The sequence below is a fragment of the Ochrobactrum sp. SSR genome (assembly GCF_030067775.1).
GTDB lineage: Bacteria > Pseudomonadota > Alphaproteobacteria > Rhizobiales > Rhizobiaceae > Brucella > Brucella teleogrylli.
This window is the reverse complement of sequence record NZ_CP125970.1, coordinates 717878-741099: the sequence shown is the minus strand read 5'-3', so window position 1 is coordinate 741099 and position 23222 is coordinate 717878. Positions and strand designations below refer to the sequence as shown.

Genomic DNA, 23222 nt, shown 5'->3' with positions numbered 1-23222 from the left:
CAGCTCCGGGGAAAGCATATTGGGCTTAGCCCCAGGTTTCGATGCGCAGTTTTGACCCATCGGAAAAGCGGGAAATATGGAACGGCGATGGATCGACCACAGGCGTTTCACCGCTCACCATATCCGCAACCAGACGGCCAGCGCCGGGGCCGATGCCGAAGCCGTGGCCGGAGAAGCCGGTCGCAACGATAAGGCCCTCAACGCCCGGAATCGGGGAAATGGTCGGAATGATATCCGGCATGGTGTCGATCAAGCCCGCCCATTCCTGTGCAATCGAGACGGAAGCAAAGGCGGGGATCGCCTGTTTCAGCTTCGACAGAATTGCTGCATTGGCGGCCCGGTGCGGTTCGGGGTCGAGCGTGCGGATTCTCTCGAAGACCGAGACCTGATCGGCGGGGCGCAGCTTCCACTGGAAGGCTTCCTCGAAGAAGCGCTTTCCGAAACGGAAGCGCACATTGAACCACTCTCCACTCGATAGCGAAGGGATAAAATCTTTCAGATAGCGGAAGCTGTCGGGAACGATATCGGCAATCGAGCCACCGAGGCTCGCGACCGTATAGCCGCCGTCCATCCGCTTGCGCAGCGCGAAATCCGAATAGGCAATGGCAGGTTCCACACCGGCATCAATCGGTGTGGTGCGGAAAACCGACGAGCGAACTTTGAGCTGCGGCAGGCGGGCATTGAATTCCGAAATGATCAGGCGCGACCATGCGCCACCAGCCACAACGACCGCCTCACAACGCACGCGGCCCTTTTCCGTCAGAACGGCAGTCACGCGGCCATTGGTCGTTTCGATGCCGCGTACCGCGCAATTCTGCATGATGACGGCACCGTCTTCCTGCGCCTTGGCGGCAAAGGCTGGCACAGCCTTTTGCGGCTCTGCGCGACCGTCAAGCGGCGTGATCATGCCGCCAGCAAGGCGACGGGTCAGGCCCGGAGCCAGCGCTTCGGCCTGCTGGCTGTTCAGAATGTCGGTTTCAATGCCATGCTCGCGGGCAGCGGCAATCCATTGTTCATAGAGCGCCATCTGTTCGGCTTTTTCAGCCGCATAGGCAATGCCGGTCACACGGAAGCCGGTTTCGCGGCCCGTGCGCTCGTTCATTCCGTCCCAAAGCCGCATGCTTTCGACGATCAGCGGCATTTCACGGGTATCGCGGCCCGTGCGGCGGCACCAGCCCCAGTTGCGGCTGGACTGTTCGCCTGCGATTTCACCCTTTTCGAACAGGGCGACCGGGATGCCGCGTTCGGCCAGAAACAGGGCGGTGGAAACACCGATGACGCCGCCGCCGATAATGGCGATTTTCGTTTCTTGCGGCAGGCGTTCGGCTGTCGCGACCTTGTCCGTGACGGGCCCCATGGTCATTCTCCTAAGGTATGATAAGGCATGCGGAAAGCTTGCGGAACATGCTCCGCTTTTTGCTTGCAATCAACCAAGTTGATACCCAAAGCAATATCGAAATCCGAAAAAAGATGGGGCCGCTATCCGGTTCTTGAGGAATTCTGTCCTGTTTTGGTGGCGAAGCCGCTAAACACGCTTTATAGCGAGGGAATGGACAAGGGGATTCCGGTCAGGCATGGACGTGCGAAATCAGGTTGAGCAATTGCAGGAAGAGGCCAGTGCATCCGGTCCGGCTCTGACGCTTTCCAGCGTTACCCGCCAGTTTGGCCCTGTCCTTGCGCTCAACAATGTGTCGCTTGACGTGCAGGCCGGTGAAATCATCTGTCTCGTGGGCCATTCCGGCTGCGGCAAGACCTCCATGCTGCGCATTATCGCCGGTATCGACGCGCCCGATGGCGGCTTGCTGACCATGGGCGGCAATGTGCTCGCCTCTCCAACCACATTCGTCGAACCCGATAAGCGCAATATCGGCGTGGTCTTTCAGGATTATGCGCTGTTTCCGCATCTGAGCGTTCGCGACAATGTCATGTTCGGTCTGCGCAAGATGCGCCGCGATTTGGCTGAGGGCCGCGTGCGCGAACTGCTTGAACTTGTGGGCCTGTCGCATATGGCCGACCGCTATCCGCACATGTTGTCGGGCGGCGAGCAGCAGCGCGTGGCGCTGATCCGCGCGCTGGCGCCAAAGCCGCATCTTTTGTTGATGGACGAGCCGTTTTCCAATCTCGACCGGGGCCTGCGGGCAAAGGTGCGCCGCGAGACGGTCGGCCTGTTGCGGGCGCTTGGCACCACGGCAATTATCGTGACGCATGAGGCGGAAGAAGCGCTTTCGACCGGAGACCGCGTTGTGCTGATGCGTTCGGGCGAGATCGTTCAAAGCGGCACCGCGCGTGATCTTCATGATCGTCCTGAAAGCCGCTATGCCGCAGACTTCTTTTGCGATTTCAACGTCATTCCGGGTGTGGTGCAGAGCAATGCGGTGGAAACTGTTTACGGCAATTTCAAAGCGCCGCAAGCGCTGCAATCCGTGAAAGACGTGTCCGTCTATCTGCGTCCTGCCGATCTGCATATCGTCGCGGATGATGAGGCTGATCCCACCGATCTGCGCTGCCTGATCGAGATGCGCACCTTTCTGGGTGAAACGGAGGAACTGGTGCTCCATGCCGACGCCGCGCCGCTGCGTTTACGCCTGCGCACGCCGGTCCATGTGCCGAATACGGTCAATCACGTGTTTGTTCGTTTCGACCGCGACAAGGCCTTGATCTTCCACAGCTGATTCCAATTGGTTCGCATTTGCGTGGCAGGGCGATTGACCGGGCCAGAAACTGCTCATATAAGTTGATTGCATAACTCATCATTTTATTTGGAACCATTCCAAACGGAGGTAAAATGCCTATTTTCGCGCGTGCCAGCCTTGCTCTCGTTGCAGCGACTTTTCTATCTGGAACTGCTTCCGCCAATGAGGTGAATATCTACACGACGCGCGAACCGGGCCTCATTCAGCCTCTGCTGGACGCATTCAAGGCTTCGACGGGCATCACGGTCAACACCGTGTTCTTGAAGGATGGTCTGGCCGAGCGCGTCGCATCGGAAGGCGCAAGCTCTCCTGCCGATATTCTGATGACGGTCGATGCGGGCAATCTCGTTGATCTCGCAGAAAAGGGGCTGACCCAGCCGGTCGAATCCAAGACCCTGAACGAAGCCGTGCCGGAGCAGCTTCGTGACGCCAAGGGCAACTGGTATGCCCTGTCGCTGCGCGCCCGCGTGGTTTATACGTCGAAGGATCTGGAACTCGACGCCATCAATTATGAAGACCTGTCCGATCCGAAGTGGAAGGGCAAGATCTGCATCCGCTCCGGTCAGCATCCTTACAACACCGCGCTTTTCGCCGATTACATCGCCCATTACGGCGCTGAAAAGACCGAAGCCTGGCTGACCGGCCTGAAGGCCAATCTGGCCCGCAAGGCTGCCGGTGGTGACCGCGATGGCGCCAAGGATATTGTCGGCGGAATTTGCGATATCGCCGTTGCCAATTCCTATTATGTCGGCCTGATGCGTTCGGGTAAGGGCGGCGATGAGCAGAAGGGCTGGGGCGAGGGCATCAAGGTCATCCTCCCGACTTTCAAGGATGGCGGCACGCAGGTCAATATCAGCGGCGCAGCCGTGGCCAAGAATGCCCCGCATAAGGAAGAGGCTGTCAAGCTTCTCGAATATCTGGTTTCCGACGAAGCGCAGAAGATTTATGCCGAGGCCAATTACGAATATCCGGTGAAGCCGGGCGCTCCGGTCGATGCGATTGTAAAGTCGTTTGGCGAATTGAATATCGACAAGGTTCCGCTGACCCAAATCGTCAGCCATCGCAAGGAAGCCAGCGAACTGGTTGATAAGGTTGGTTTCGACAACTAAAACCAGAATGACAGTATGAACAAAGCGCCGGTGCTTCATGCGCCGGCGTTTCAGTATAACGAGCACAATGACACCTATGCCCGCCACAGCACGACGTTCGCTTTTCCGGCCTGCAAGGGCGGGGCGCGTCTGGCTTTGGGCTTCAGCGGTGATTGCGCTTCTTGTTTTCCTGCCGGTTCTGGCGCTCGCTCGCGAAGCTTTGCAGGGTTCGGCAGGCCTGTGGCAGCATCTGTTCGCGACATTGTTGCCGACAGCCTTTGCCGATACGATCATTCTTCTGCTTGGCGTCGGCTTCATTGCCGCGCTCGTCGGGACGTCGATGGCGTGGCTGGTGACAGCCTATGATTTTCGCGGGCGCGGTATTCTGGAATGGGCGCTGCTGCTGCCGCTGGCGGTGCCGACCTATATCGTCGCCTATACCTATCTGGACATTCTTCATCCGATAGGGCCGGTGCAGGGCGCAATTCGCTATATTTTGGGCTTTGATAGCCCGCGCCAGTTCCGCTTGCCGGATATTCGCTCGATGACCGGCTGCATTCTGCTGCTGGGCTTCGTGCTCTATCCTTATGTTTATATCCCGACCCGGGCGATGTTTCTGACGCAGTCGGCGAGCCTCATGGATGCCGCACGAACCCTTGGCGTCAGTCGCCGCGGCATTTTCTGGCGGGTGGCGTTGCCGCTGGCGCGTCCCGCTGTTGCCGTTGGTGTCAGCCTCGCCTTGATGGAAACGCTGAACGATGTGGGCGCGGCTGAGTTTCTCGGCGTTCGCACGCTGACCGTATCGATCTACACGACATGGATCACGCGATCCGATCTGCCGGGCGCGGCACAGCTGGCGCTGGCTTTGCTGCTGATCGTGGTGGCGCTGGTGTCGCTGGAGCGTTGGGCGCGGCGCAAACAGCGCTTTGCTTCCAACATCCGCCATTCGCGCGGTTTTGAACCATCGAAGGTTTCAGCAGCCAGAGGGCTGGGGCTGTTTGCTATCGGGTCTTTGCCGGTGGTCATCGGCTTTGTCGGACCGGCGCTCTATCTGCTTATCGAAGCAATCAAGCGCGCCCGCTTCGCAGGCATATCGCCGCGTCTTGCCGGGGAGGCGGTCAACACGCTGCTGCTGGCCTCGATTGCGACAGCGATTGTGCTGGTCTGTGGCATGGCGGTTGCTTATGCGGTGCGTCTGTTTCCAGGCGCTTCCTCCCGCTGGTTCTATCGCCTGTCGACCATGGGCTATGCCGCCCCCGGTACGGTGATTGCCATTGGTATTCTCGTCGTTTCGGGCAGCTTCGATCATGTGTTCAACCAACTGGCCGGGTATCTTCTCGGCGTTCCCGCCGGTCTGATCCTGATCGGTTCGGGTGCCGCTGTGGTTTATGCCTATGGGGTGCGGTTTATGGCCATCGCCGCTGGCGGCATCGATGCCGGGCTGGAGCGCATTCCGCTGTCGCTCGATCATGCATCGCGCACGCTTGGACGAAGCGTGACGGCGACATTCCGCTCCGTGCATCTGCCGCTCTCCAGAACGGCAATTGTTGCAGCCGGATTGCTGGTTTTCGTGGACTGTGTGAAGGAGCTGCCCGCGACTTTGCTTCTCCGCCCGCTCAATATGGAAACTTTCGCGACGCATCTTTACGGCGAAGCCGCCCGCGGTACATATGAAGAAGCGTCGATTGCCGCACTTGCCATTGTGGTGATCGGTATTGTGCCGGTTATCCTGCTTGCGCGGGTAGGCCGTAGGACTGTCGATTCCGCGCGTCAATATTAAAATTGTCTAATATAGTAAGTGTCTTAAGTATAGACCTTATACCCTGGTATCGCTTGGCTTTTATGCTCGAATTTATGATTGCTTAAGTAGTGTAGGCTAAAGAAAATCCTGTTATATAATAAAACTACCAATATGCTTCGGTCAGGGCCGACGCGGCCTTGCGCGAATGAGAGCGGGGGCGTGACGTGTTCAAAGTTATCGAATGCATATCCGTACAGCACGACAGATCTATCGTCATCCTGGCCGCCCTCATTTCCTTCATAGGTGTCTTTGCGTTTTTTCTTCTGCTGGCGAGAGCGGGCGAATGCGCCGATCATCGCCGTGACAGCTGGCTCGCAACCGCTGCCTTTGCAGGCGGCTTGAGCGTCTGGGCAACGCATTTCGTTGCGATGCTCGCCTATCAGGGCACGGTGGCGATCGAGTTTGACCTCATCATCACGACGCTTTCAGCTGTGATTGCCATTGCCGGTTTCTGGGTCATACTTCGCTTGCTCAATTTCGACAGCGTCAAGGCAAACCTGTTTGCAGGATTTTGTGGCGCGCTGGTGATCGCCGCAATGCATTTCACCGGCATGGCCGCAATCCGGGCTGCTGCGACAGTCCAGTTTGATGCAGTGCCTATCATCGTCGGCGCGGTTGTCTCCACCCTGTTGCTGGCTGGCGCTTTCGAGGTGATGCGTCTCTCAGGCCGTTGGATGCGCATTTCCCTTGCCACGGTTCTCGGCGTCGGCTCGATCTGCGTCCTGCATTTCACCACCATGTCGTCCAGCACTTTGATACCCGATCCAAGCCTGCCTGCGGCTGATCCGCTGGGTACGGGCCGCATGTGGATCGTCGGCGCTGTGGCGACGGTCTCTTGCTTCATCGCGTTCATGACTGTCGCTGCCGTATTCATCGACCGTTACATGACGGATTTGAAGGGCTTTGCCAATGCGACGCTGGACGGGCTTGCCGTCATCCGCGACGACCGGATCGTCGAAGTGAATGCGCGCTTTTCGCGTTTGATGAACAGCACTGAAAAGGCGCTGATCGGGCGTTCGCCAGAGGATTTGCTGCTGACGGCAGATGGTCTGCCCGCCGCCGCGCCGCGCACGGCTGCGGTCGAGGCGACTCCCCGGCAGGAAAATGACGAGCGGATTTTCGAACTCGCCGTCCACACGATTGAATATCAGGGCAAGGCCTGTGAAGTGCTCGCCGTGCGAGACCTGACGGAAAAGCACGCCGCGCAGCGTCAGATCGAGCATATGGCGAACCATGATGCGCTGACCGATCTTCCCAATCGCGCCTTTTTCGAACAGCGCCTGTCCAATGCCGTAGGCGGACGCTCGCAGCAGCGTTGCGCCGTCTTCGCGCTCGATCTCGACCGGTTCAAGGCGGTGAACGATATTTTCGGTCATGCGCAGGGCGACCGGGTGTTGAAAACCGTTGCCAATATTCTGCGGCGCACGATTAGCGGCGTCGATACGGCGGCGCGCATTGGCGGCGACGAGTTCGTGATCCTGCAGGTCGGCGTGCCGCAGCCTTCAGGCGCGCGCAAGCTTGCCGAGCGGATACTGGACGAATTTAAAAAGGAAATGAATATGATCGCCGATCAGACGGCGGTGGGCGTCAGTATCGGTGTTGCGATCTATCCGACCGATGGCCGTGATGCCGAAACGCTCCGCCACGCTGCCGACGTCGCGCTTTACCGCGCAAAGACTAGCGGCAAGGGCATGGTTGCGTTCTATTCGCCGGAAATGGATCGCGAGATTACCGAGCGGCGGCAGCTGGAAGCCGATCTGCGGCAGGCCATGTCGCGCGGTCAGATAACAATCGCCTACCAGCCGCTGATCGGAACCGCCGACGGTTCCTGCAAGGGCTACGAAGCGCTGTTGCGCTGGACGCATCCGGAGCGCGGAACCATTCCGCCGGAAGTGTTCATTCCGATTGCCGAGGAAACCGGTGTCATTATCGCCCTTGGCGAATGGGTGCTGCGGGAAGCATGCCGGACGGCAGCAAGCTGGGACCGGCACCTGACGGTCGCCGTCAATGTGTCTCCGATCCAGTTTCGCCTGACCAATCTGCCTGAGACAGTCGCCGCCATTCTGGATGAAACCGGACTTGAGGCCTATCGGCTGGAACTTGAAGTTACGGAAGCGGCACTCATCAAGGACAGGCCCACCACGCTGGAACTGCTGCGCCGGATCAAGAAACTGGGCGTGCGCATCGTGATGGACGATTTCGGCACCGGCTATTCCTCGCTGAACAACCTCCAGAGCTTCCCATTCGACAAGATCAAGATCGACCGCAGCTTCATCAATACGATGGAAACCGATGTCAGTTCCCACGCGATTGTGCGGGCAATTGTCGGGCTTGGGCGCAGTCTCGATCTGCCCGTCGTAGCGGAAGGTATCGAAAATTTTCATCAGCACCGCATGGTGATCGAAGAGGGCTGCGCACAGGTGCAGGGTTTCCTGTTCGGGCGCCCCGCACAGGCGCCAGGCATGGCCGACCCGTCAGAAATTGTTCCCTACAAGAAATTTGTGGACAAATAAAACGTTCCGCCTTGCTTGCTGCGGCGAATAAAGTGGAGCTTCGGAAGCGGCTCCCGGGCTCTCTATACTCTGCCAAATTGTTACAAGGCTGTTACATGACAGTCGCGCGATGTGCTTTCAGGGCGCGTCCGGCGGCCTGCGCGTCGGTAGCGCCAAGACAAATAATCCAAGACTATCAAAGGGGTTGCCACAGCACCCGTATCGGAGGGGAGCGGGGATAGTATAATGTTTTCAACACGATATTTCGCGTGATCGCAATAATATGTGAATTTATTACAAGGAGCTTTCCGTGCTTCTAACACGTTGAAGCCACAAATTGACAGCTCAATGGGGCTGAAGCATCGGGCAAGAAACGACATCGTTTTGGAAAGCACGGTGTAAAGGAAAGTAAACAATACCTTCGATCCGGAAGGAAAAGCCATGTGGCGGCTTTTGACCTGACGTATCGCGGCTTAAGTTGGATGATAGATACAATGCTTACTTCGCAGCAATGGCTCCCGGTCGAATTGCTCAACATCGGGCTGGCCGCGGCTCTTTTCTTCGCCTGCCTTGTCCACTCTCTGTGGAAGGCGGTCTTCGATGAACTCAATCCGGTTTTCTGGCGCCGCACGGCTGCCCTTTTGTGGGCTGGTGTCGTGGTCGTCGCGCTGAGCGGCGGGCTGGACAGCTTCAACTGGGTACAGGCAATCGGCTGGATGCTCGTCGCCGGTGGCGTTGCCGCAACGGTGGTTCGCGCCGGTCTTTCCTATTATCGCCAGTATTGCGCGCAGAACCCGCAGGGTGTCTTCGGTCGTCGCACGCGGCTTTCGGGACGGTGAGCCTTATGTTTGCAAGAACCGAAACAATGCCCTTGCGGCAACACCGCCCTTATAGCCTGCGCTCGTTCTTTATCCGCGCTTTTGGCTCTGCACGATCCCGTAAATATTCGTAGAACGGGCGCCGGAGCGGCAATAGGCGAAGAACGGCCCTTCTGCCTCGTCAAGCGCCGCCGCCATGGCATGGACATCATCCTGCGTCAGCTGGCCGCCAACCACCGGAATGTAATAGGTGGCGAGGCCAGCTTTCTCTGCAACACGCGCAATTTCTGCAAAATCCGGCTGTTCCGGGCCGCCTTCGCCATCGGGACGGTTGCAGATGATCGTCTGAAAGCCTTCTGCCGCAATGTCGCGTACGTCATCGGGCGAAATCTGGCCCGAGACTGAGTAATTATCGTCGATCTGGCGAATATCCATTTTATCCTCGCTATCGGCGCTGCCTTTCATACACAATATATTCGGGCGATGGCCGAAATACTTGTGCTGCATGCCTGTTCGCTGGCACCATACATAAAACCCGATATGATGCTACAGCAAACTGTAGCAATGTGTCGGGATGCGCAAACAGCAGGCAAGAGAAATGACAATACCCAAGATCAGTCAGGATGTGGTGCGCCTCGCACATCGCGTTTCGGGCTTCCAGGAAGGGCACCGCGCCGTGCCCGAGGAAGTGCCGGTCGCGATGAGCTACAACGGCTCCACACAGGCTGTCATGATGGCGACCCCATCCGATCTGGAGGATTTCGCGGTCGGGTTCAGTCTGACCGAAGGTATTATCGACGATGCCGGCCAGATTGAAAGCATCGAGCTTGTCGCATTCGCGGAAGGCGTGGATGTGCAGATGCGCCTTGCTGAATTGCCGGAACAGCGGCTGGCGGCGCGTCGCCGTTTCATGGCTGGCCCGGTTGGCTGCGGACTATGCGGCATCGATTCCATCGAACAGGCCTTGCGCCCGGTGAAGCCGCTCGCGGTGGACGGCTACCGTTTTTCGGCGAGCACCATTGCCATCGCGATGGCGGCACTCGGGCGTGAACAACAATTGAATGCGATCACCCATTCGGTTCACGCAGCTGGTTTCTACACACCGCAGCAGGGATTGATTGCTGCGCGTGAGGATGTTGGCCGGCATAATGCGCTGGACAAGCTCGTTGGCGCTCTGGCGCGTAGCGAGTTCGCAACCGGATGCGGCATAACCGTGATCACGAGCCGGGTATCCGTTGAAATGGTGCAAAAGGCAGTGAAGCTTGGCGCGCCGGTTCTTGCGGCTATTTCAGCGCCCACGGCACTCGCCATTCGCACGGCACAGGAGGCCAATCTCACTCTGGTCGCCATCGTGCGCGGCGAAGAATTCGATATCTACACCCATGGCGAGCGTATTGTGGTCGACTGAGATACGGCCCCGCATGGCGGGGCCGTTCCTGTGAGCGATCAAACCAATGCGGCGATACGGCTGTGTTCGCCGACGATCTGCAAGGCCGCGTGAGCGGCTTCGACACCCTTCACCTTGAAATGGTTGAAGAAGAAGTCGTGATGCTCCTTGCTGTCATGGAAATGATGCGGGGTCAGAACGACGCTCAGCACCGGCACTTCGGTTTCCAGCTGCACCTGCATCATGCCGTTGATGACGGCAGTGGCCACGAAATCATGGCGATAGATGCCGCCATCGATGACGAATGCGGAGCCGACGATGGCTGCATACTGGCCGGTCTTGGCAAGCGTCTTGGCATGAAGCGGAATTTCGTAAGCGCCGGGAACATCGAAGACGTCCACTTCGACATTGGTGCCGGTTTGGGCGGCGAGTTCCGCGATAAAGCTCTTGCGGGCTTCGTCGACAATGTCGGCGTGCCAGCGGGCCTGAATGAATGCAACTTTGAAGGAAGTCTTGTTCGGATAGCTCTGGTTCATAGGTTCCTCAAGAAACTAGAATCAGGGCGCACAAAGGAACGCATTGCTCGCGTCGGGAGACGCAATTCGTCACGCTCTTTTGCTCTCTTTCATCCGGACTATACCGTCGGCTCCGGCATCTCACCGGATCTGCTGACCCTGACAGAAGAAGCGAATCAGCTTCCTTCTTTCAGGCGCTCGCGGGCTTAGAAATCGCTTTCCATACCGCCGGTGGGGAATCTCACCCCGCCCCGAGAACAAGCCCACGCACTATTGCGAGAGCACCCTTAAATTAAGTGGCGGCTGCGATCTTGTCCAGTCGGTTCACAGGATTTTTATCCCATTAAAGAGCGTGCAGCGTCATTTTTGGTCTACGGAAATTCAAACGTTTAGGCGCTAGCCGCAACAGCTCCCCAAAAAAGCCTAAATGCCTCATTTCTCATGCGAAATTGCCCGCAGAAAAGGGCAGCAAATTTTAATCGATTAAATTTTTCACTATTTATCATATCTGCCGTATTGACACCCATCAGGGGTTTCAGCCTATCCTAAGCATTACATCTTGTCGGTTGGATGCGGTTCATCCATAAAAGACAACGTTGTCAATTGGGGTGAGGCGGCGTAAAGATGGTATGGAGGACATCGCAGCACGTCGTGTCGTTTGGCCGGGGTATCCGGCGGGGATCATCTCCCTGTGTCGGGTTGCGGCAGTGAATGAGGAGGAGCCGGTTGTATGGAGCGACCGGTTTCAGTTTGCGCCTGAAGGCGCGGACAGGACGAAGGAAATATAAGTTTCGTTTGTTTCTACGGGAGGTAGACATGCATAAACTTCTGAAACTCGCCGCTATGGGCACCGCTGCCTGCGCTTTGCTCGCCGGAATGGCGCCTGTCGCAAATGCACAGGATGCCAAGCAGAATGTTGAGGTTCTGCACTGGTGGACCGCTGGCGGTGAAGCTGCCGCGCTCGATGTTCTCAAGAAGGACCTCGAAAAGAAGGGCATCAGCTGGACTGACATGCCGGTTGCAGGCGGTGGCGGCACCGAAGCCATGACCGTTCTGCGCGCCCGCGTTACCGCTGGCAACGCACCGACCGCCGTGCAGATGCTCGGTTTCGACATTCGCGACTGGGCCGAGCAGGGCGCTCTTGGCAATCTCGATGAAGTTGCCAACAAGGAAGGCTGGGACAAGGTCATTCCGGCTCCGTTGCAGGCATTCGCCAAGTATGAAGATCACTGGATCGCCGCGCCTGTGAATGTCCACACCACCAACTGGATGTGGATCAACAAGGCCGCGCTCGACAAGGCAGGCGGCAAGGAACCGGCAAACTGGGATGAGTTGATTGCGCTTCTCGACAAGTTCAAGGAGCAGGGCATCACGCCAATCGCCCACGGTGGCCAGCCTTGGCAGGATGCGACGATCTTCGACGCTGTCGTGCTTTCGTTCGGCACCGATTTCTACAAGAAGGCCTTCATCGATCTCGACCCGGAAACGCTGGGCAGTGATACGATGAAGCAGGCTTTTGACCGTATGACCAAGCTGCGCAGCTATGTCGATGACAACTTCTCCGGTCGCGACTGGAACCTGGCTTCGGCCATGGTCATCGAAGGCAAGGCCGGTCTGCAGTTCATGGGCGACTGGGCCAAGGGCGAATTCGTGAAGGCCGGCAAGAAGCCGGGCACGGATTTCGTCTGCATGCGCTATCCGGGCACGCAGGGCGCGGTGACCTTCAACTCCGACATGTTCGCGATGTTCAAGGTTTCCGACGACAAGATCCCGGCGCAGATGGAAATGGCATCGGCTGTTGAAAGCCCGACCTTCCAGTCGGCCTTCAACGTGGTCAAGGGCTCGGCGCCTGCACGCACCGACGTGCCGAACACCGACTTCGATGCTTGCGGCCAGAAGGCTATCGCCGACCTGAAGGAAGCCGATGGCAAGGGCACGATGCTGGGTTCCATGGCGCATGGCTATGCCAATCCGGCAGCCGTCAAGAACGCGATCTACGACGTGGTGACCCGCGAGTTCAACGGACAGCTCTCTTCGGAAGATGCTGTCAAGGAACTCGTCTCGGCTGTCGCTGCAGCGAAGTGATGCGCTGAATAGGCGTCCGGGAAGTTTAAACCTCCCGGACGTTTTTTATCCGGCCCGGATTCTCCGACCGGCGCAGCAATATCGTAACTAATCAAGCATTGCATGATGTTGTCTTGCATGGTTCCATCTGAACCGGTGAAGGCATCTCGGACCAACGCATTTTGCAGCCGGGTCGCGATCCGGTCTTGCATAAATGCCGCTGAAACGATCGTCTCCAATACGCCTTCATGGGGCATCAGGAGCGGCGCAAACTGGGTGGCGCAAATATGCAGCGTAACAGCCGATTGCAGGAAATCATCCCCAAGCTGGTCTTGGCTCCGAGTTTCCTGATCGTCCTCGTCTTCGTCTACGGGTTTATCATCTATACCGGCGTGCTTTCGCTGACCAACAGCCGCATGCTGCCATCCTACGGCTTCGTGGGATTGTCCAATTATGAGAAACTCTGGGCGCTGCCGCATTGGTGGCGGGCGATCACCAATCTGGCGATTTTCGCGTCGCTCTATATCATCATCTGCTCGGTGATCGGCCTGTTTCTGGCCATTCTGCTCGACCAGAAGATCCGCGGCGAAGGCTTTTTGCGTCCGATCTATCTCTACCCGATGGCCCTTTCCTTCATCGTGACCGGCACGGCATGGAAGTGGTTTCTCGATCCGGGCATCGGGCTTGAAAACACCATGCATCTGTGGGGTTGGGAAAGTTTTTCCTTCGGCTGGATCAAGAGCAACACCATGGCGATCTACTGTCTGGTGATCGCCGCCGTGTGGCAATCGTCGGGTTTCGTGATGGCGATGTTTCTTGCCGGCCTACGCGGCGTTGATAATGAAATCATCAAAGCGGCCCAGATCGACGGCGCTTCGACCGCCACGATCTATCGCCGCATCATTATTCCGCTGATGCGCCCGGTATTTCTGTCGGCCTTTGTCGTGCTGGCGCATCTGGCGATCAAGGCCTACGATCTGGTGATCGCGCTGACCGGCGGCGGGCCGGGGCAGGCGACCGAACTTCCGGCGACATTCATGTATTCCTATACGTTCACCCGTAACCAGATGGGCATTGGTGCTTCGTCAGCGATTATCATGCTGGCGATGATCTTCTCTATCATCATTCCCTATCTCTATTCGGAAATTCGCGGAGGGTCGCGGTCATGAACGCCCAGTCGCAAGATAACGCCATCAACAGCGGAAAGCTGACGCGAGCGCTGATCTACACCGCGCTGCTGCTCTTCGCCTTTTATTATCTGTTGCCGCTCTATGTGATGCTGGTCAACTCGTTCAAGCCGCTGGAAGAAATCCGTCAGGGCGGCATGTTGAACTTGCCGCAGCAATGGACCATCGAGCCCTGGCTTTCGGCCTGGTCCACGGCGCAGATCGGTGTGCAGCCTACCGGACTGAAGCCGTTCTTCATCAATTCCATTTTGATGGTCGTGCCTGCCGTGGCAATCTCCACGATCATCGGCGCGTTGAATGGTTACGTGCTGACTAAATGGCGCTTTCGCGGCTCGAACATCTTCTTCGGACTGCTGCTTTTGTCATGCTTCATTCCGTTCCAGATCGTGCTCATCCCCATGGCGCGTGTGCTCGGGCTTTTCGGCATTGCCGGAACGATATGGGGCCTCATCATGGTGCACGTCATCTATGGTCTCGGCTTCACGACCCTCTATTTCCGCAACTATTACGAAGCGTTCCCGACCGAGCTGGTGCGTGCCGCGCAGATTGATGGCGCAAGCTTTTTCCAGATTTTCTGGCGCATTTTGCTGCCGTCGTCGGGGCCGATCATCGTGGTGTCGGTGATCTGGCAGTTCACCAATATCTGGAACGACTTCCTGTTCGGCGCGTCCTTCTCCGGCGCGCACTCCACGCCGATGACGGTTGCGCTCAACAACCTCGTTTCGTCTTCCACAGGCGTCAAGGAATATAACGTCCATTTCGCGGGCGCCATTCTGGCGGCTCTGCCGACGCTGATCGTCTATATCGTATCTGGCCGCTACTTCGTGCGCGGTCTGATGTCCGGTGCCGTCAAGGGATAAGTTCAATATGTCATTTCTGAAAATTACCGATCTCTACAAATCCTATGGCACCGTCTCGATCCTGAAAAACATCAATATCGAGATTGAAGAAGGCGGCTTTCTGGTTCTCGTTGGCCCGTCGGGTTGCGGCAAGTCCACACTGCTCAACACGATTGCCGGTCTTGAGCCGATCACCTCCGGCGACATTGCCATCAACGGCAAATCGGTTGCCGGCCTGCATCCATCTCAGCGCGATATCGCCATGGTCTTCCAGTCCTATGCGCTTTATCCGAACATGACGGTTGCCGGAAACATCGCTTTCGGCATGGAAATCCGCAAAGTTCCGAAGCCCGAGCGCGACAAGGCCATTCAGGAAGTGGCCGACATGTTGCAGATCGGGCATCTGCTCGACCGCAAGCCGAGCCAGCTTTCCGGTGGTCAGCGCCAGCGCGTCGCCATGGGCCGCGCATTGGTGCGCAATCCGCAGGTCTTCCTGTTCGATGAACCGCTGTCGAACCTCGATGCGAAGCTGCGTGTGGATATGCGCACCGAAATCAAGCGGCTGCACAACCGCATGAAAACCACCATTGTCTATGTCACGCATGACCAGATCGAAGCCATGACGCTGGCAACCAAAATCGCGGTGCTGAAAGACGGCGTCTTGCAGCAGTTCGGCACGCCTGCGGAGATTTATAACAATCCGTCCAACATGTTCGTGGCGGATTTCATGGGTTCACCGGCGATGAACCTGCTGTCCGTTGCAGTGGAGAAGAACGGCACGGATTATGCAATCTCGCTTGATCGCGGGGATGGGCAGGCTTTGACGCTGCCGCTGAAGAACGCGCCGCAAGCGCTTGGCGATTACGTGGGCAAACAGGTTGTCTTCGGCATTCGTCCGGAAGCCTTGACTGATCCCGACGGCGCGGATCGCAATGCGGGCGCTGTCGTGGAAGGCGACTGCCTGATTGACGTGGTCGAACCGGCAGGGTCGGACACGTTCGCGGTAACCCGTCTTGGCGGCAAGCATGTGGTCGCCCGGCTGCGCGCCGATGCGCGCATCGTTGCCGGGCAAGCATCGCGGCTCGCCTTCAATCTCGACAAGTCGGTGTTCTTCGATCCGACGAGCCAGGCACGGATTCTGTAGAACAACATTCGCCAGATACGGGAAATCGGTATCTAAACCGCTTCCCCATTCTGGCTCGCCGTTCAAAGCCAAAACGAAAAGAGCGCTTCCGACCAATCGGAAGCGCTCTTTTTTCATAATTTGCCTGGAGGGCAAAATCAAATTCGATCTATGAACATCGCAAGCACTGGACCAGCCTCATCGGGCGGTCAACTCAGCGCAGAAAATCCAGTCCCAGAAGACCGACCGCAAGCGCCGTGTTCAGCGAAATGATCATCATGCCATAAACAAGTGCAGTTCTCGTAATATCGTTCATTTCCTACCTCCTTGAGCCGGGACCACCCCTTCCAGACTCGAAGCCTCGTGAAACTGTTACCGAATGTAACAGTCCGTTACGGAGAGCGCAACCCCGCTTTACACAATTGTGAACGATTGAAATCTGCCGTGAGAAAATTGGCTGCCGGCAGCCCGCGCTCGCGGTCCGGTCGCAAAAATCGCCACCAAGTCACCACAATGTGAGAAAAAATTGGCTAGCAATCTATCTATAAGCTCGACATAGCTTCGGCAGGCTTTATGTAAAAAGCACGGCTTATTCGGATATTCATCGTGAACCGCATCATTCCACTTGTGCTGGCTATTGCTCTTTTCATGGAGCAGATGGATTCGAATGTCATCTCGACATCTTTGCCAGCAATTGCCGCAGATATCGGCACCAGCCCGATTGCGCTCAAGCTGGCGCTGACGGCCTATCTCGTCGCGCTCGCGGTGTTCATCCCAGTCAGCGGCTGGATGGCCGATCGGTTTGGCGCCAAAAATGTCTTTCGCGCGGCCATTGCCGTCTTCGTCGTCGGTTCGATTGCCTGTGCAGCAGCAAACTCGCTGACCGCCTTCGTGGTTGCGCGCTTCTTGCAGGGCATGGGCGGCGCGATGATGACGCCGGTGGGGCGTCTTGTGCTTATTCGCTCCACACCGCGCAGTGAGCTTGTCTCCGCCATGGCGTGGCTGACGATCCCGGCCATGGTCGGCCCGTTGGTTGGTCCGCCGGTTGGCGGCTTCATCACGACCTTTCTCACCTGGCACTGGATATTCCTGATCAATGTACCCATCGGCGCTGTCGGTATCTGGTTTGCAACGCGCTTCCTGCCCGATAATGACGAGCGCATCGTCAAGCGTCTCGACTGGCCGGGTTTCGTTCTTTCCGGCATCGCCATGTCTGGTGTGGTCTTCGGCCTCTCAGTGGTCAGCCTTCCGGCGTTGCCGCCCGCCGTTGGCTTGGTCACTCTGGCTGTCGGTCTGATCTGCTCGGTGCTTTACATCGGCCATGCGCGGCGCAGCGCCGATCCGCTGCTCGATCTGCGGCTGTTCGACAATCAGGTTTTCCGTTCGGCAGTGTTCGGCGGCAGTATTTTCCGCTTTGGCATTGGCGCAATTCCGTTTCTGCTGCCGCTGATGTTCCAGCTCGGCTTCGGGTTCTCTCCGTTCCAGTCGGGCATGATAACCTTCGTGTCAGCCATCGGCGCTATCAGCATGAAGTTCGGTGCAAAACGGATTTTCGCTCGGATCGGTTTCCGGCGCGCCTTGATGGCGGGCTCGATCATTTCGGCGGGCTTCATCGCGGTAAACAGCCTGTTCACGCCTGCAACGCCGATCTGGTTCATTCTCGGCTTCCTGCTGGTCGGCGGCTTTGCGCGCTCCCTGTTCTTTACCGGCGTCAATGCGCTGGCCTATGCGGAAATTCCGGATGAGAAGACCAGTCAGGCCACGCCGATGACCGCTGTTGCACAGCAGGTTTCGCTAGCGATTGGCGTTGCGCTTGCCGGCGGCGTTCTGGAAATCAGCAGTGGCTTGCGCGGTGCGCCGCTTGCTTTGGTCGATTTCCACGTCGGCTTTATCGTGGTGGCTTTGGTCTCCGCAGTGGCATTCTTCTGGTTCGCGCGGCTTTCGCCCGATGCCGGTCACGAATTGGCCGGGCCGACTGTCGTTAAACCGAAGAGCACTGAGCGTGCTGTAGTCGAAGCGGCAAACTCGTCGGCGGGTAAATAAAAGGGGCCGTGGGGCCCCTGTCGTGACTTTGCGATTTCGTTTGAAAATCAGCCTTTAAAATCCCGTGCGAGCAGATAAAGCTCCACCGATTCCGCGCGCGATGCGGGCGGTTTGACGTGATGCACGGAGCGGAATTTCTGCTTCAGCATGGCCAGGAGCTCGTTTTCCGTGCCGCCCTGAAATGTCTTGGTCAGGAAGTGGCCGCCGGGCTTGAGCACCGAGACCGCAAAATCAGCCGCCACTTCACACAGATGCACCGTGCGCAGATGGTCGGTGCGACGGTGACCGGTGGTAGGTGCCGCCATATCGGAAATGACGAGATCTGGCTTGTCGCCAAGCGCTTCCATCAGCTTCTGGGGTGCTTCATCGTCGAGAAAGTCCATTTCCAGAAGGATAACGCCCGGCAGCGGATCGACATGCAGATAGTCGATGCCGACAACATGCGGGTCTTCATCGGTGGAGCCGACGATCTTGGCCGCAATCTGCGACCAGCCGCCCGGTGCTGCGCCAAGATCGATGATCTTCTGCCCCTTCTTGAGCAGGTCATAGCGGTCGTTGATTTCGATCAGCTTATAGGCCGCGCGCGAACGATAGCCATCCTGCTTGGACTTGTGCACATAGGGGTCGTTCAGGTGACGCAGCAGCCAGCGACGCGAGGATTCCTTGATCGTGCCTGCCTTTTTCTTCACGCGCACGTGCAGATTGCTGGTGCCCGCACCACCACGCCCACCAGTTTTGGCGCCCGTCTTCGTGCCGCCCTTGTTTCCGCCTGCTTTGCTCATTTTCAGTTGCCTGTTCTAGCGCCAACAGCGCATTTATTGGCGCAATTGCGCACGATTGTGCCGCCATGCGCCGTCGCGCGACATCAGTTCGGTCAGGATGCCTTCACGCAAACCGCGATCCGCCACCAGAAGTTTTTCACTCGGCCAAACCTTGCGGATGGCATCGAGAATGGCGCAGCCTGCAAGAACCAGATCGGCCCTGTCCGCACCGATGCATGGATTTGCCACCCGCGCCTCGAAATCCCAGGAGAGGAGGCGGCTCGTCATCTGCGTCACATCTTCCGAGCCCATCCACATGCCATCGACGCGGCGACGATCATAGCGTTCGAGACCGAGATGAATACCCGCCAGTGTGGTCACCGTACCGGATGTGCCGAGCAAATGGAAACGCGGGCTTGAAGCCAGTTGGCCCAAGCAGTGCCGTTCGGCAAAGCTGGACAGAAGCTCGGTCACATGACCGACCATCGCCTCGAAACTTTCCTGCGTGACATTGCGCCCACCGAAACGCTCGGCAAGGGTCACGACCCCAACGGGCAGCGACGTCCATGCCATGATGTGTTCGGCAAGACGCGGCGAACGGCGTTGTGAAACGTCGATCAGCGCGATTTCGGATGAACCGCCGCCAATATCGAACAGCACCACGGCTTCCGTTTCGCGCGCCACCAGCGTTCCGCAGCCCGAAACGGCCAGACGCGCCTCGGTCTGGCGATCGACGATTTCCAGTTCAAGTCCGGTTTCCTCGCGGACACGCTCCAGAAACTCTTCGCCGTTGGAAGCCGCGCGGCAAGCCTCCGTCGCAATCAGACGCGAACGGCGAATTTTCTTGCCCGCCAGCTTGTCGCGGCAAATCTTGAGCGCTTCAATGGCGCGCAGCATGGCGTTGTCGCTCAGTCTGCCAGTCGCGCTCAAGCCTTCGCCGAGGCGCACGATCCGCGAAAAAGCATCCACAACGCGAAACTGTCCCGGCCGGGTCGGCGATGCAACCAGCAGGCGGCAATTGTTGGTGCCAAGGTCGAGCGCGGCATAAAGCGGCGCTTCGGCGTGGTAGTGCCGTGGAGGCTGTGCCGTGCCGTTCTTGCGCTTGGCTTGAGACGATGCCTGCGCATGGTTGTCACGGCGCGGGGTTTCGTGGCCTTGCTTGGCGGTGTGTTCAGCGGCCCGCGGCGCGGCATTCGTCTGCTGCTGCGCCTGCTTCTTCTTGCGGGCGCGTCGGCGACGATCTGAAATTTTGCCGGGAGACTTGGCTTCCTGATGCGCGGCTTCTTCCGCAGCTTTCTGTGCAACAGCTGCTTCCGATCGCCGTCCCGCTTTGCCACGGTGACGACGGCGCGCACGCTTCCGCTGGCTGCCGGAACCCTTGTCGTCCGCTTCACTTTGCGGCTTTGGGCATCCTGAATCGGGTGCGCTACGCGCATTGCCCGCTTCTGCAACGGCTTCTTCCTTGCGCGCTTTGCGCTTGCCGTTGTGGGACGGACTCCGGGCTTGAGCATTTCCCGATTGTCCGCCGGACGCCCCTTGATGCGCCTTTTCTACGGGGCGCTCCTCGGGGTTTTTCAAGGTACTGATCCTTATAAGCGCCGCGCGAACCGTCAGGACGCAAGCTGGACACTTCAATTATTACGTTGCCCTTAATGTAACAGCGGTTTCCTCTTTTACCAAGGGGCAGGCCGGTGAGACTCGGCGGAAAATTTTGAAAAGAACGAATGAATTGCGCCAAGGCGAAAAATGAGAGGGCCTTCGCAAACACGAAAGCCCTCTTTTGAAAGCAAAATGTCCGGTCAGATGTCGTAAGTGTGCGCGGCGTTGATGGTTGCGACAAACTGCTTGGTACGCTCGCGGGATGGGCGCGTGAAAACTTCATGCGCAGAGCCGGTCTCGACAATATTGCCCGATTCCAGAAACACCACATTCTGCGAAATCTTCGAGGCGAGGCGCAGATCGTGGGTGGCAATCATCATCGTCGTGCCTTCCTTGGCAAGTTTGCTCAGCACATCCACCACTTCCGAGGCAAGTTCAGGATCGAGCGCCGAAGTGGGTTCGTCGCATAGCAGCACGCGTGGCGAAGGCGCCAGCGCACGGGCAATCGCGATGCGCTGCTGCTGCCCACCGGACAAGGTCGATGGCCAGGCGTCGGCCTTATGGGCCATGCCCACTTTCTGCAACAGTTCCATCGCGCGTTCGCGGGCCCTGGCTTTCGGCCATTTCAGCACGGTGACGAGGCTTTCCATGACATTCTGGATCGCGGTCTGATGCGGAAACAGCTGGAAATTCTGAAACACCATGCCGGTCTGGCGGCGAATGGACTGAATGGCCTGCCAGCTTGGCTTGCGCCCCGGCTCGAAAGTCAGCGTCTGTCCGCCGAGCGACAACGTGCCGGATGTCGGTACTTCCAGCAGGTTGATGCAGCGCAGAAGCGTACTCTTGCCGCCACCTGATGGGCCGACAAGGGCCGTCACCGAGCCTTCAGAGATCGTGACATTGATGTCGTTGAGGATAACAGCGTCGTCGAAACGCTTGACGATGTGTTTCAGCTCGATCATGCGTTTGTCTCCAGCGTGCCGCCATAGCGCCCGAAGCGTCGTTCAAGCCGTACCTGAAGGGCAGACAGAACCGAACTCAGCGCCAGATAGATCAGCGCGGCCTCGATATAGAGGATCAGCGGTTCGTAGGTTGTAGCGACGATGCGCTGTGCCGACTGGAAAAGCTCCGGCACGGTGATGGCGGCGGCGAGCGAGGTATCTTTCACAAGCGAAATGAACGTGTTGGAAAGCGGCGGCACAGCGATTCTCGTCGCCTGCGGCAACACGGTGCGGGTCAGCGCCTGACGCCAGCTCATGCCAATGGAATAGGCGGCTTCCCATTGGCCCTTGGGCACGGACGAGATGACCGCGCGGATAATTTCCGAACTATAGGCACCGACATTCAACGTGAAGCCAATGAGGGCTGCCGGGAACGCATCGAGATAAATGCCAATGCTCGGTAAGCCATAGAAGATCACGAAAAGCTGCACCAGTAGCGGCGTGCCACGGAATATCCAGACATAGAAGCGAGCAATTGATGAGAGCCAGACCGGCGCGAAAAGCCGGACGAGGGCCGTCAGAAGCGCCAGCGCCAAACCAAAAACGAAGGACAGCAATGTCAGTGGAATTGTGAAGATCAGCCCCGCCCAGAGAAGGGTCGGGAGCGACTCGATCATGAGTTGTAGCCAATCAGGCACTTAGGTCTGCTCCTTCGCACGCAAAGCAGTGTCGGTTCAAATCGAGATGATCAGGCACCGGCAAGGCACTCTCATTCATCTTATACTGTTTGTGGAAAACGATCTCTGAAATTCAGTGGGAATAATTTTCTACTACACAATAAAAGAAGCCGGAAATGAATTCCGGCTTCATCGTTTATGTATCCGGAAGCTTACTTGGAAACGTCCTGACCGAAATATTTCTGCGCAATCTTGTCGTAGGTGCCATCGGCCTTGATATCGTCCAGCGCCTTGTTGATGGCTGCGACGAGGTCGTCGTCGCCCTTGCGAACGATGATGCCCGAAGCGTCAGCATTTTCCTTCTCTGCGGCGATCTTGACCGGAGCCTTCGGCTGCTGCTTCTTGAAGTCAAGGAAGGATAGGCTGTCATTGAGCGTCGCATCGGCGCGGCCCGTCAGCACGAGCTGGATCGACTGGTCGAAACCATCGGTCGCCACAAGTTCCGCGCCGGCTTCCTTGGCGAGCTTGCCGTAGTTGCTGGTCAGCGACTGTGCCGACTTCTTGCCCTTCAGATCGGCAAAGTCCTTGATCGTGTCGTTCTTGTCGTTGACGATCAGAACAACCTTGGAAACGATGTAAGGGTTGGAGAAGTTGAACTTCTTCTTGCGCTCTTCGGTGATGCCAACCTGATTGATGACGGCATCATAACGATTGACGTCGAGACCGGCGATAAGGCCGTCCCACTTGCCTTCGATGAATTCCGGCTTCACGCCGAGCTTGGCAGCCACGGCTTCACCGATTTCCACGTCGAAGCCGACGAGCTTGTTTTCCTTGTCGTGATAGGTGAAAGGCGCATAGGTGCCTTCCGTGCCGATCTTCAGAACGCCCGCCGACTTGATGGCGTCGAGATTTTCTCCGGCCATTGCGCCGGTGAAGAGAGCTGCCTGAATGATGCCTGCGGTAGCGATGATCTGAGCGAATTTCATTTTCGGTATCCGTGAACTGGTTGATGTTCTATTGATCGCAGAAATTTAATTCTAAAGATGCGTCCAAAACGACGGTAAAGACGCAATTATTAGGATTGAATCCTAATTATAGATCGAATTTTGGTGAATAATTCTAACATTTTTCGGGGTGGACCGAAAGGGTGGAAAAACCGTTCGCAAATGCGTCGGCACGCATTGATTTTGCCCG

At 57.6% G+C, this 23222-nt stretch carries 19 protein-coding genes and 1 riboswitch; of the genes, 11 read left to right on the top strand and 8 right to left on the bottom strand.

The window, feature by feature from the left end; all coding sequences use genetic code 11:
• Positions 1–25: 25 nt before the first annotated feature.
• Positions 26–1357, bottom strand: coding sequence for an FAD-binding oxidoreductase (locus QLQ11_RS14900; RefSeq protein WP_109367210.1), 1332 nt, complete (start codon positions 1355–1357; stop codon positions 26–28).
• Between the two features lie 217 nt (positions 1358–1574).
• Between QLQ11_RS14900 and QLQ11_RS14895 the strand changes: the two genes are divergently transcribed.
• The 5 genes from QLQ11_RS14895 (at position 1575) to QLQ11_RS14875 (ending at position 8913) form a co-directional block, all read left to right on the top strand.
• Positions 1575–2672, top strand: a complete 1098-nt coding sequence (locus QLQ11_RS14895; protein WP_109367212.1) for an ABC transporter ATP-binding protein — start codon at positions 1575–1577, stop codon at positions 2670–2672.
• A 113-nt stretch (positions 2673–2785) separates the two neighbouring features.
• A complete protein-coding gene (locus QLQ11_RS14890; protein ID WP_371835958.1) occupies positions 2786–3802 on the top strand; it encodes a Fe(3+) ABC transporter substrate-binding protein in 1017 nt (338 codons plus the stop codon).
• 67 nt (positions 3803–3869) lie between these two features.
• Entirely contained in the window at positions 3870–5561 is a 1692-nt protein-coding gene (locus QLQ11_RS14885; RefSeq protein WP_109367214.1) for an iron ABC transporter permease, read from the top strand.
• Between the two features lie 185 nt (positions 5562–5746).
• Positions 5747–8095 (top strand): EAL domain-containing protein, encoded by a 2349-nt coding sequence (locus QLQ11_RS14880; RefSeq protein WP_109367215.1) that lies wholly within the window; start codon positions 5747–5749, stop codon positions 8093–8095.
• Between the two features lie 473 nt (positions 8096–8568).
• Positions 8569–8913 carry a hypothetical protein gene (locus QLQ11_RS14875; protein ID WP_109367216.1) on the top strand — a complete coding sequence of 115 codons (345 nt, stop codon included), beginning with the start codon at positions 8569–8571 and terminating at the stop codon, positions 8911–8913.
• A 69-nt stretch (positions 8914–8982) separates the two neighbouring features.
• Here the strand turns inward: QLQ11_RS14875 and QLQ11_RS14870 are convergent, their stop codons facing one another.
• A complete protein-coding gene (locus tag QLQ11_RS14870; RefSeq protein ID WP_109367971.1) occupies positions 8983–9327 on the bottom strand; it encodes a TIGR01244 family sulfur transferase in 345 nt (114 codons plus the stop codon).
• A gap of 163 nt (positions 9328–9490) precedes the next feature.
• On the opposite strand from QLQ11_RS14870, the gene fdhD reads away from it, so the two are divergent.
• Positions 9491–10300 (top strand): formate dehydrogenase accessory sulfurtransferase FdhD, encoded by an 810-nt coding sequence (gene fdhD / locus QLQ11_RS14865; protein WP_109367217.1) that lies wholly within the window; start codon positions 9491–9493, stop codon positions 10298–10300.
• A gap of 38 nt (positions 10301–10338) precedes the next feature.
• Here fdhD and QLQ11_RS14860 read toward each other — a convergent pair whose 3' ends face one another.
• On the bottom strand, positions 10339–10815 hold the full coding sequence (locus QLQ11_RS14860; protein WP_109367218.1) for a 6,7-dimethyl-8-ribityllumazine synthase: 477 nt from the start codon (positions 10813–10815) through the stop codon (positions 10339–10341).
• A gap of 77 nt (positions 10816–10892) precedes the next feature.
• Positions 10893–11057, bottom strand: a riboswitch (FMN riboswitch).
• Between the two features lie 553 nt (positions 11058–11610).
• Here QLQ11_RS14860 and QLQ11_RS14855 point away from each other — a divergent pair.
• The 5 genes from QLQ11_RS14855 (at position 11611) to QLQ11_RS14835 (ending at position 18050) form a co-directional block, all read left to right on the top strand.
• Positions 11611–12879, top strand: coding sequence for an ABC transporter substrate-binding protein (locus QLQ11_RS14855; RefSeq protein ID WP_109367219.1), 1269 nt, complete (start codon positions 11611–11613; stop codon positions 12877–12879).
• A gap of 266 nt (positions 12880–13145) precedes the next feature.
• Positions 13146–14027, top strand: coding sequence for a carbohydrate ABC transporter permease (locus QLQ11_RS14850; protein ID WP_109367972.1), 882 nt, complete (start codon positions 13146–13148; stop codon positions 14025–14027).
• Positions 14024–14905, top strand: a complete 882-nt coding sequence (locus QLQ11_RS14845) for a carbohydrate ABC transporter permease (RefSeq protein ID WP_283736164.1) — start codon at positions 14024–14026, stop codon at positions 14903–14905. Before QLQ11_RS14850 ends, QLQ11_RS14845 begins: the two co-directional genes overlap by 4 nt.
• 7 nt (positions 14906–14912) lie before the next feature.
• On the top strand, positions 14913–16028 hold the full coding sequence (locus tag QLQ11_RS14840) for an ABC transporter ATP-binding protein (protein ID WP_121538241.1): 1116 nt from the start codon (positions 14913–14915) through the stop codon (positions 16026–16028).
• A 585-nt stretch (positions 16029–16613) separates the two neighbouring features.
• Complete coding sequence (locus QLQ11_RS14835) at positions 16614–18050, top strand: DHA2 family efflux MFS transporter permease subunit (protein WP_109367222.1); 1437 nt, start codon at positions 16614–16616, stop codon at positions 18048–18050.
• Positions 18051–18097: 47 nt separating this feature from the next.
• Here QLQ11_RS14835 and QLQ11_RS14830 read toward each other — a convergent pair whose 3' ends face one another.
• The 5 genes from QLQ11_RS14830 to QLQ11_RS14810 form a co-directional block, all read right to left on the bottom strand.
• A complete protein-coding gene (locus QLQ11_RS14830) occupies positions 18098–18832 on the bottom strand; it encodes an RlmE family RNA methyltransferase (RefSeq protein ID WP_109367223.1) in 735 nt (244 codons plus the stop codon).
• A 33-nt stretch (positions 18833–18865) separates the two neighbouring features.
• A complete protein-coding gene (locus tag QLQ11_RS14825) occupies positions 18866–20389 on the bottom strand; it encodes a Ppx/GppA phosphatase family protein (RefSeq protein ID WP_371835957.1) in 1524 nt (507 codons plus the stop codon).
• A 221-nt stretch (positions 20390–20610) separates the two neighbouring features.
• Positions 20611–21372: an amino acid ABC transporter ATP-binding protein gene (locus QLQ11_RS14820; RefSeq protein WP_371835956.1), complete on the bottom strand. Its 762-nt coding sequence runs from the start codon at positions 21370–21372 to the stop codon at positions 20611–20613.
• Complete coding sequence (locus QLQ11_RS14815; protein WP_121538242.1) at positions 21369–22049, bottom strand: amino acid ABC transporter permease; 681 nt, start codon at positions 22047–22049, stop codon at positions 21369–21371. Before QLQ11_RS14815 ends, QLQ11_RS14820 begins: the two co-directional genes overlap by 4 nt.
• A 191-nt stretch (positions 22050–22240) precedes the next feature.
• The gene (locus QLQ11_RS14810; protein WP_109367227.1) at positions 22241–23014 is read right to left on the bottom strand and encodes an amino acid ABC transporter substrate-binding protein; all 774 of its coding nucleotides are present in this window, start codon (positions 23012–23014) and stop codon (positions 22241–22243) included.
• Positions 23015–23222: the final 208 nt, after the last annotated feature.

Excerpts from the sequence above, each read along its gene's own strand:
- QLQ11_RS14870 (WP_109367971.1), bottom strand. The coding sequence starts at position 9,327 with ATGGATATTCGCCAGATCGACGATAATTACTCAGTCTCGGGCCAGATT.
- fdhD (WP_109367217.1), top strand. The coding sequence starts at position 9,491 with ATGACAATACCCAAGATCAGTCAGGATGTGGTGCGCCTCGCACATCGC.
- QLQ11_RS14890 (WP_371835958.1), top strand. The coding sequence starts at position 2,786 with ATGCCTATTTTCGCGCGTGCCAGCCTTGCTCTCGTTGCAGCGACTTTT.
- QLQ11_RS14855 (WP_109367219.1), top strand. The coding sequence starts at position 11,611 with ATGCATAAACTTCTGAAACTCGCCGCTATGGGCACCGCTGCCTGCGCT.
- QLQ11_RS14845 (WP_283736164.1), top strand. The coding sequence starts at position 14,024 with ATGAACGCCCAGTCGCAAGATAACGCCATCAACAGCGGAAAGCTGACG.
- QLQ11_RS14875 (WP_109367216.1), top strand. The coding sequence starts at position 8,569 with ATGCTTACTTCGCAGCAATGGCTCCCGGTCGAATTGCTCAACATCGGG.
- QLQ11_RS14850 (WP_109367972.1), top strand. The coding sequence starts at position 13,146 with ATGCAGCGTAACAGCCGATTGCAGGAAATCATCCCCAAGCTGGTCTTG.
- QLQ11_RS14860 (WP_109367218.1), bottom strand. The coding sequence starts at position 10,815 with ATGAACCAGAGCTATCCGAACAAGACTTCCTTCAAAGTTGCATTCATT.
- QLQ11_RS14830 (WP_109367223.1), bottom strand. The coding sequence starts at position 18,832 with ATGAGCAAAGCAGGCGGAAACAAGGGCGGCACGAAGACGGGCGCCAAA.
- QLQ11_RS14895 (WP_109367212.1), top strand. The coding sequence starts at position 1,575 with ATGGACGTGCGAAATCAGGTTGAGCAATTGCAGGAAGAGGCCAGTGCA.
- QLQ11_RS14810 (WP_109367227.1), bottom strand. The coding sequence starts at position 23,014 with ATGAAATTCGCTCAGATCATCGCTACCGCAGGCATCATTCAGGCAGCT.
- QLQ11_RS14820 (WP_371835956.1), bottom strand. The coding sequence starts at position 21,372 with ATGATCGAGCTGAAACACATCGTCAAGCGTTTCGACGACGCTGTTATC.
- QLQ11_RS14900 (WP_109367210.1), bottom strand. The coding sequence starts at position 1,357 with ATGGGGCCCGTCACGGACAAGGTCGCGACAGCCGAACGCCTGCCGCAA.
- QLQ11_RS14840 (WP_121538241.1), top strand. The coding sequence starts at position 14,913 with ATGTCATTTCTGAAAATTACCGATCTCTACAAATCCTATGGCACCGTC.
- QLQ11_RS14885 (WP_109367214.1), top strand. The coding sequence starts at position 3,870 with ATGACACCTATGCCCGCCACAGCACGACGTTCGCTTTTCCGGCCTGCA.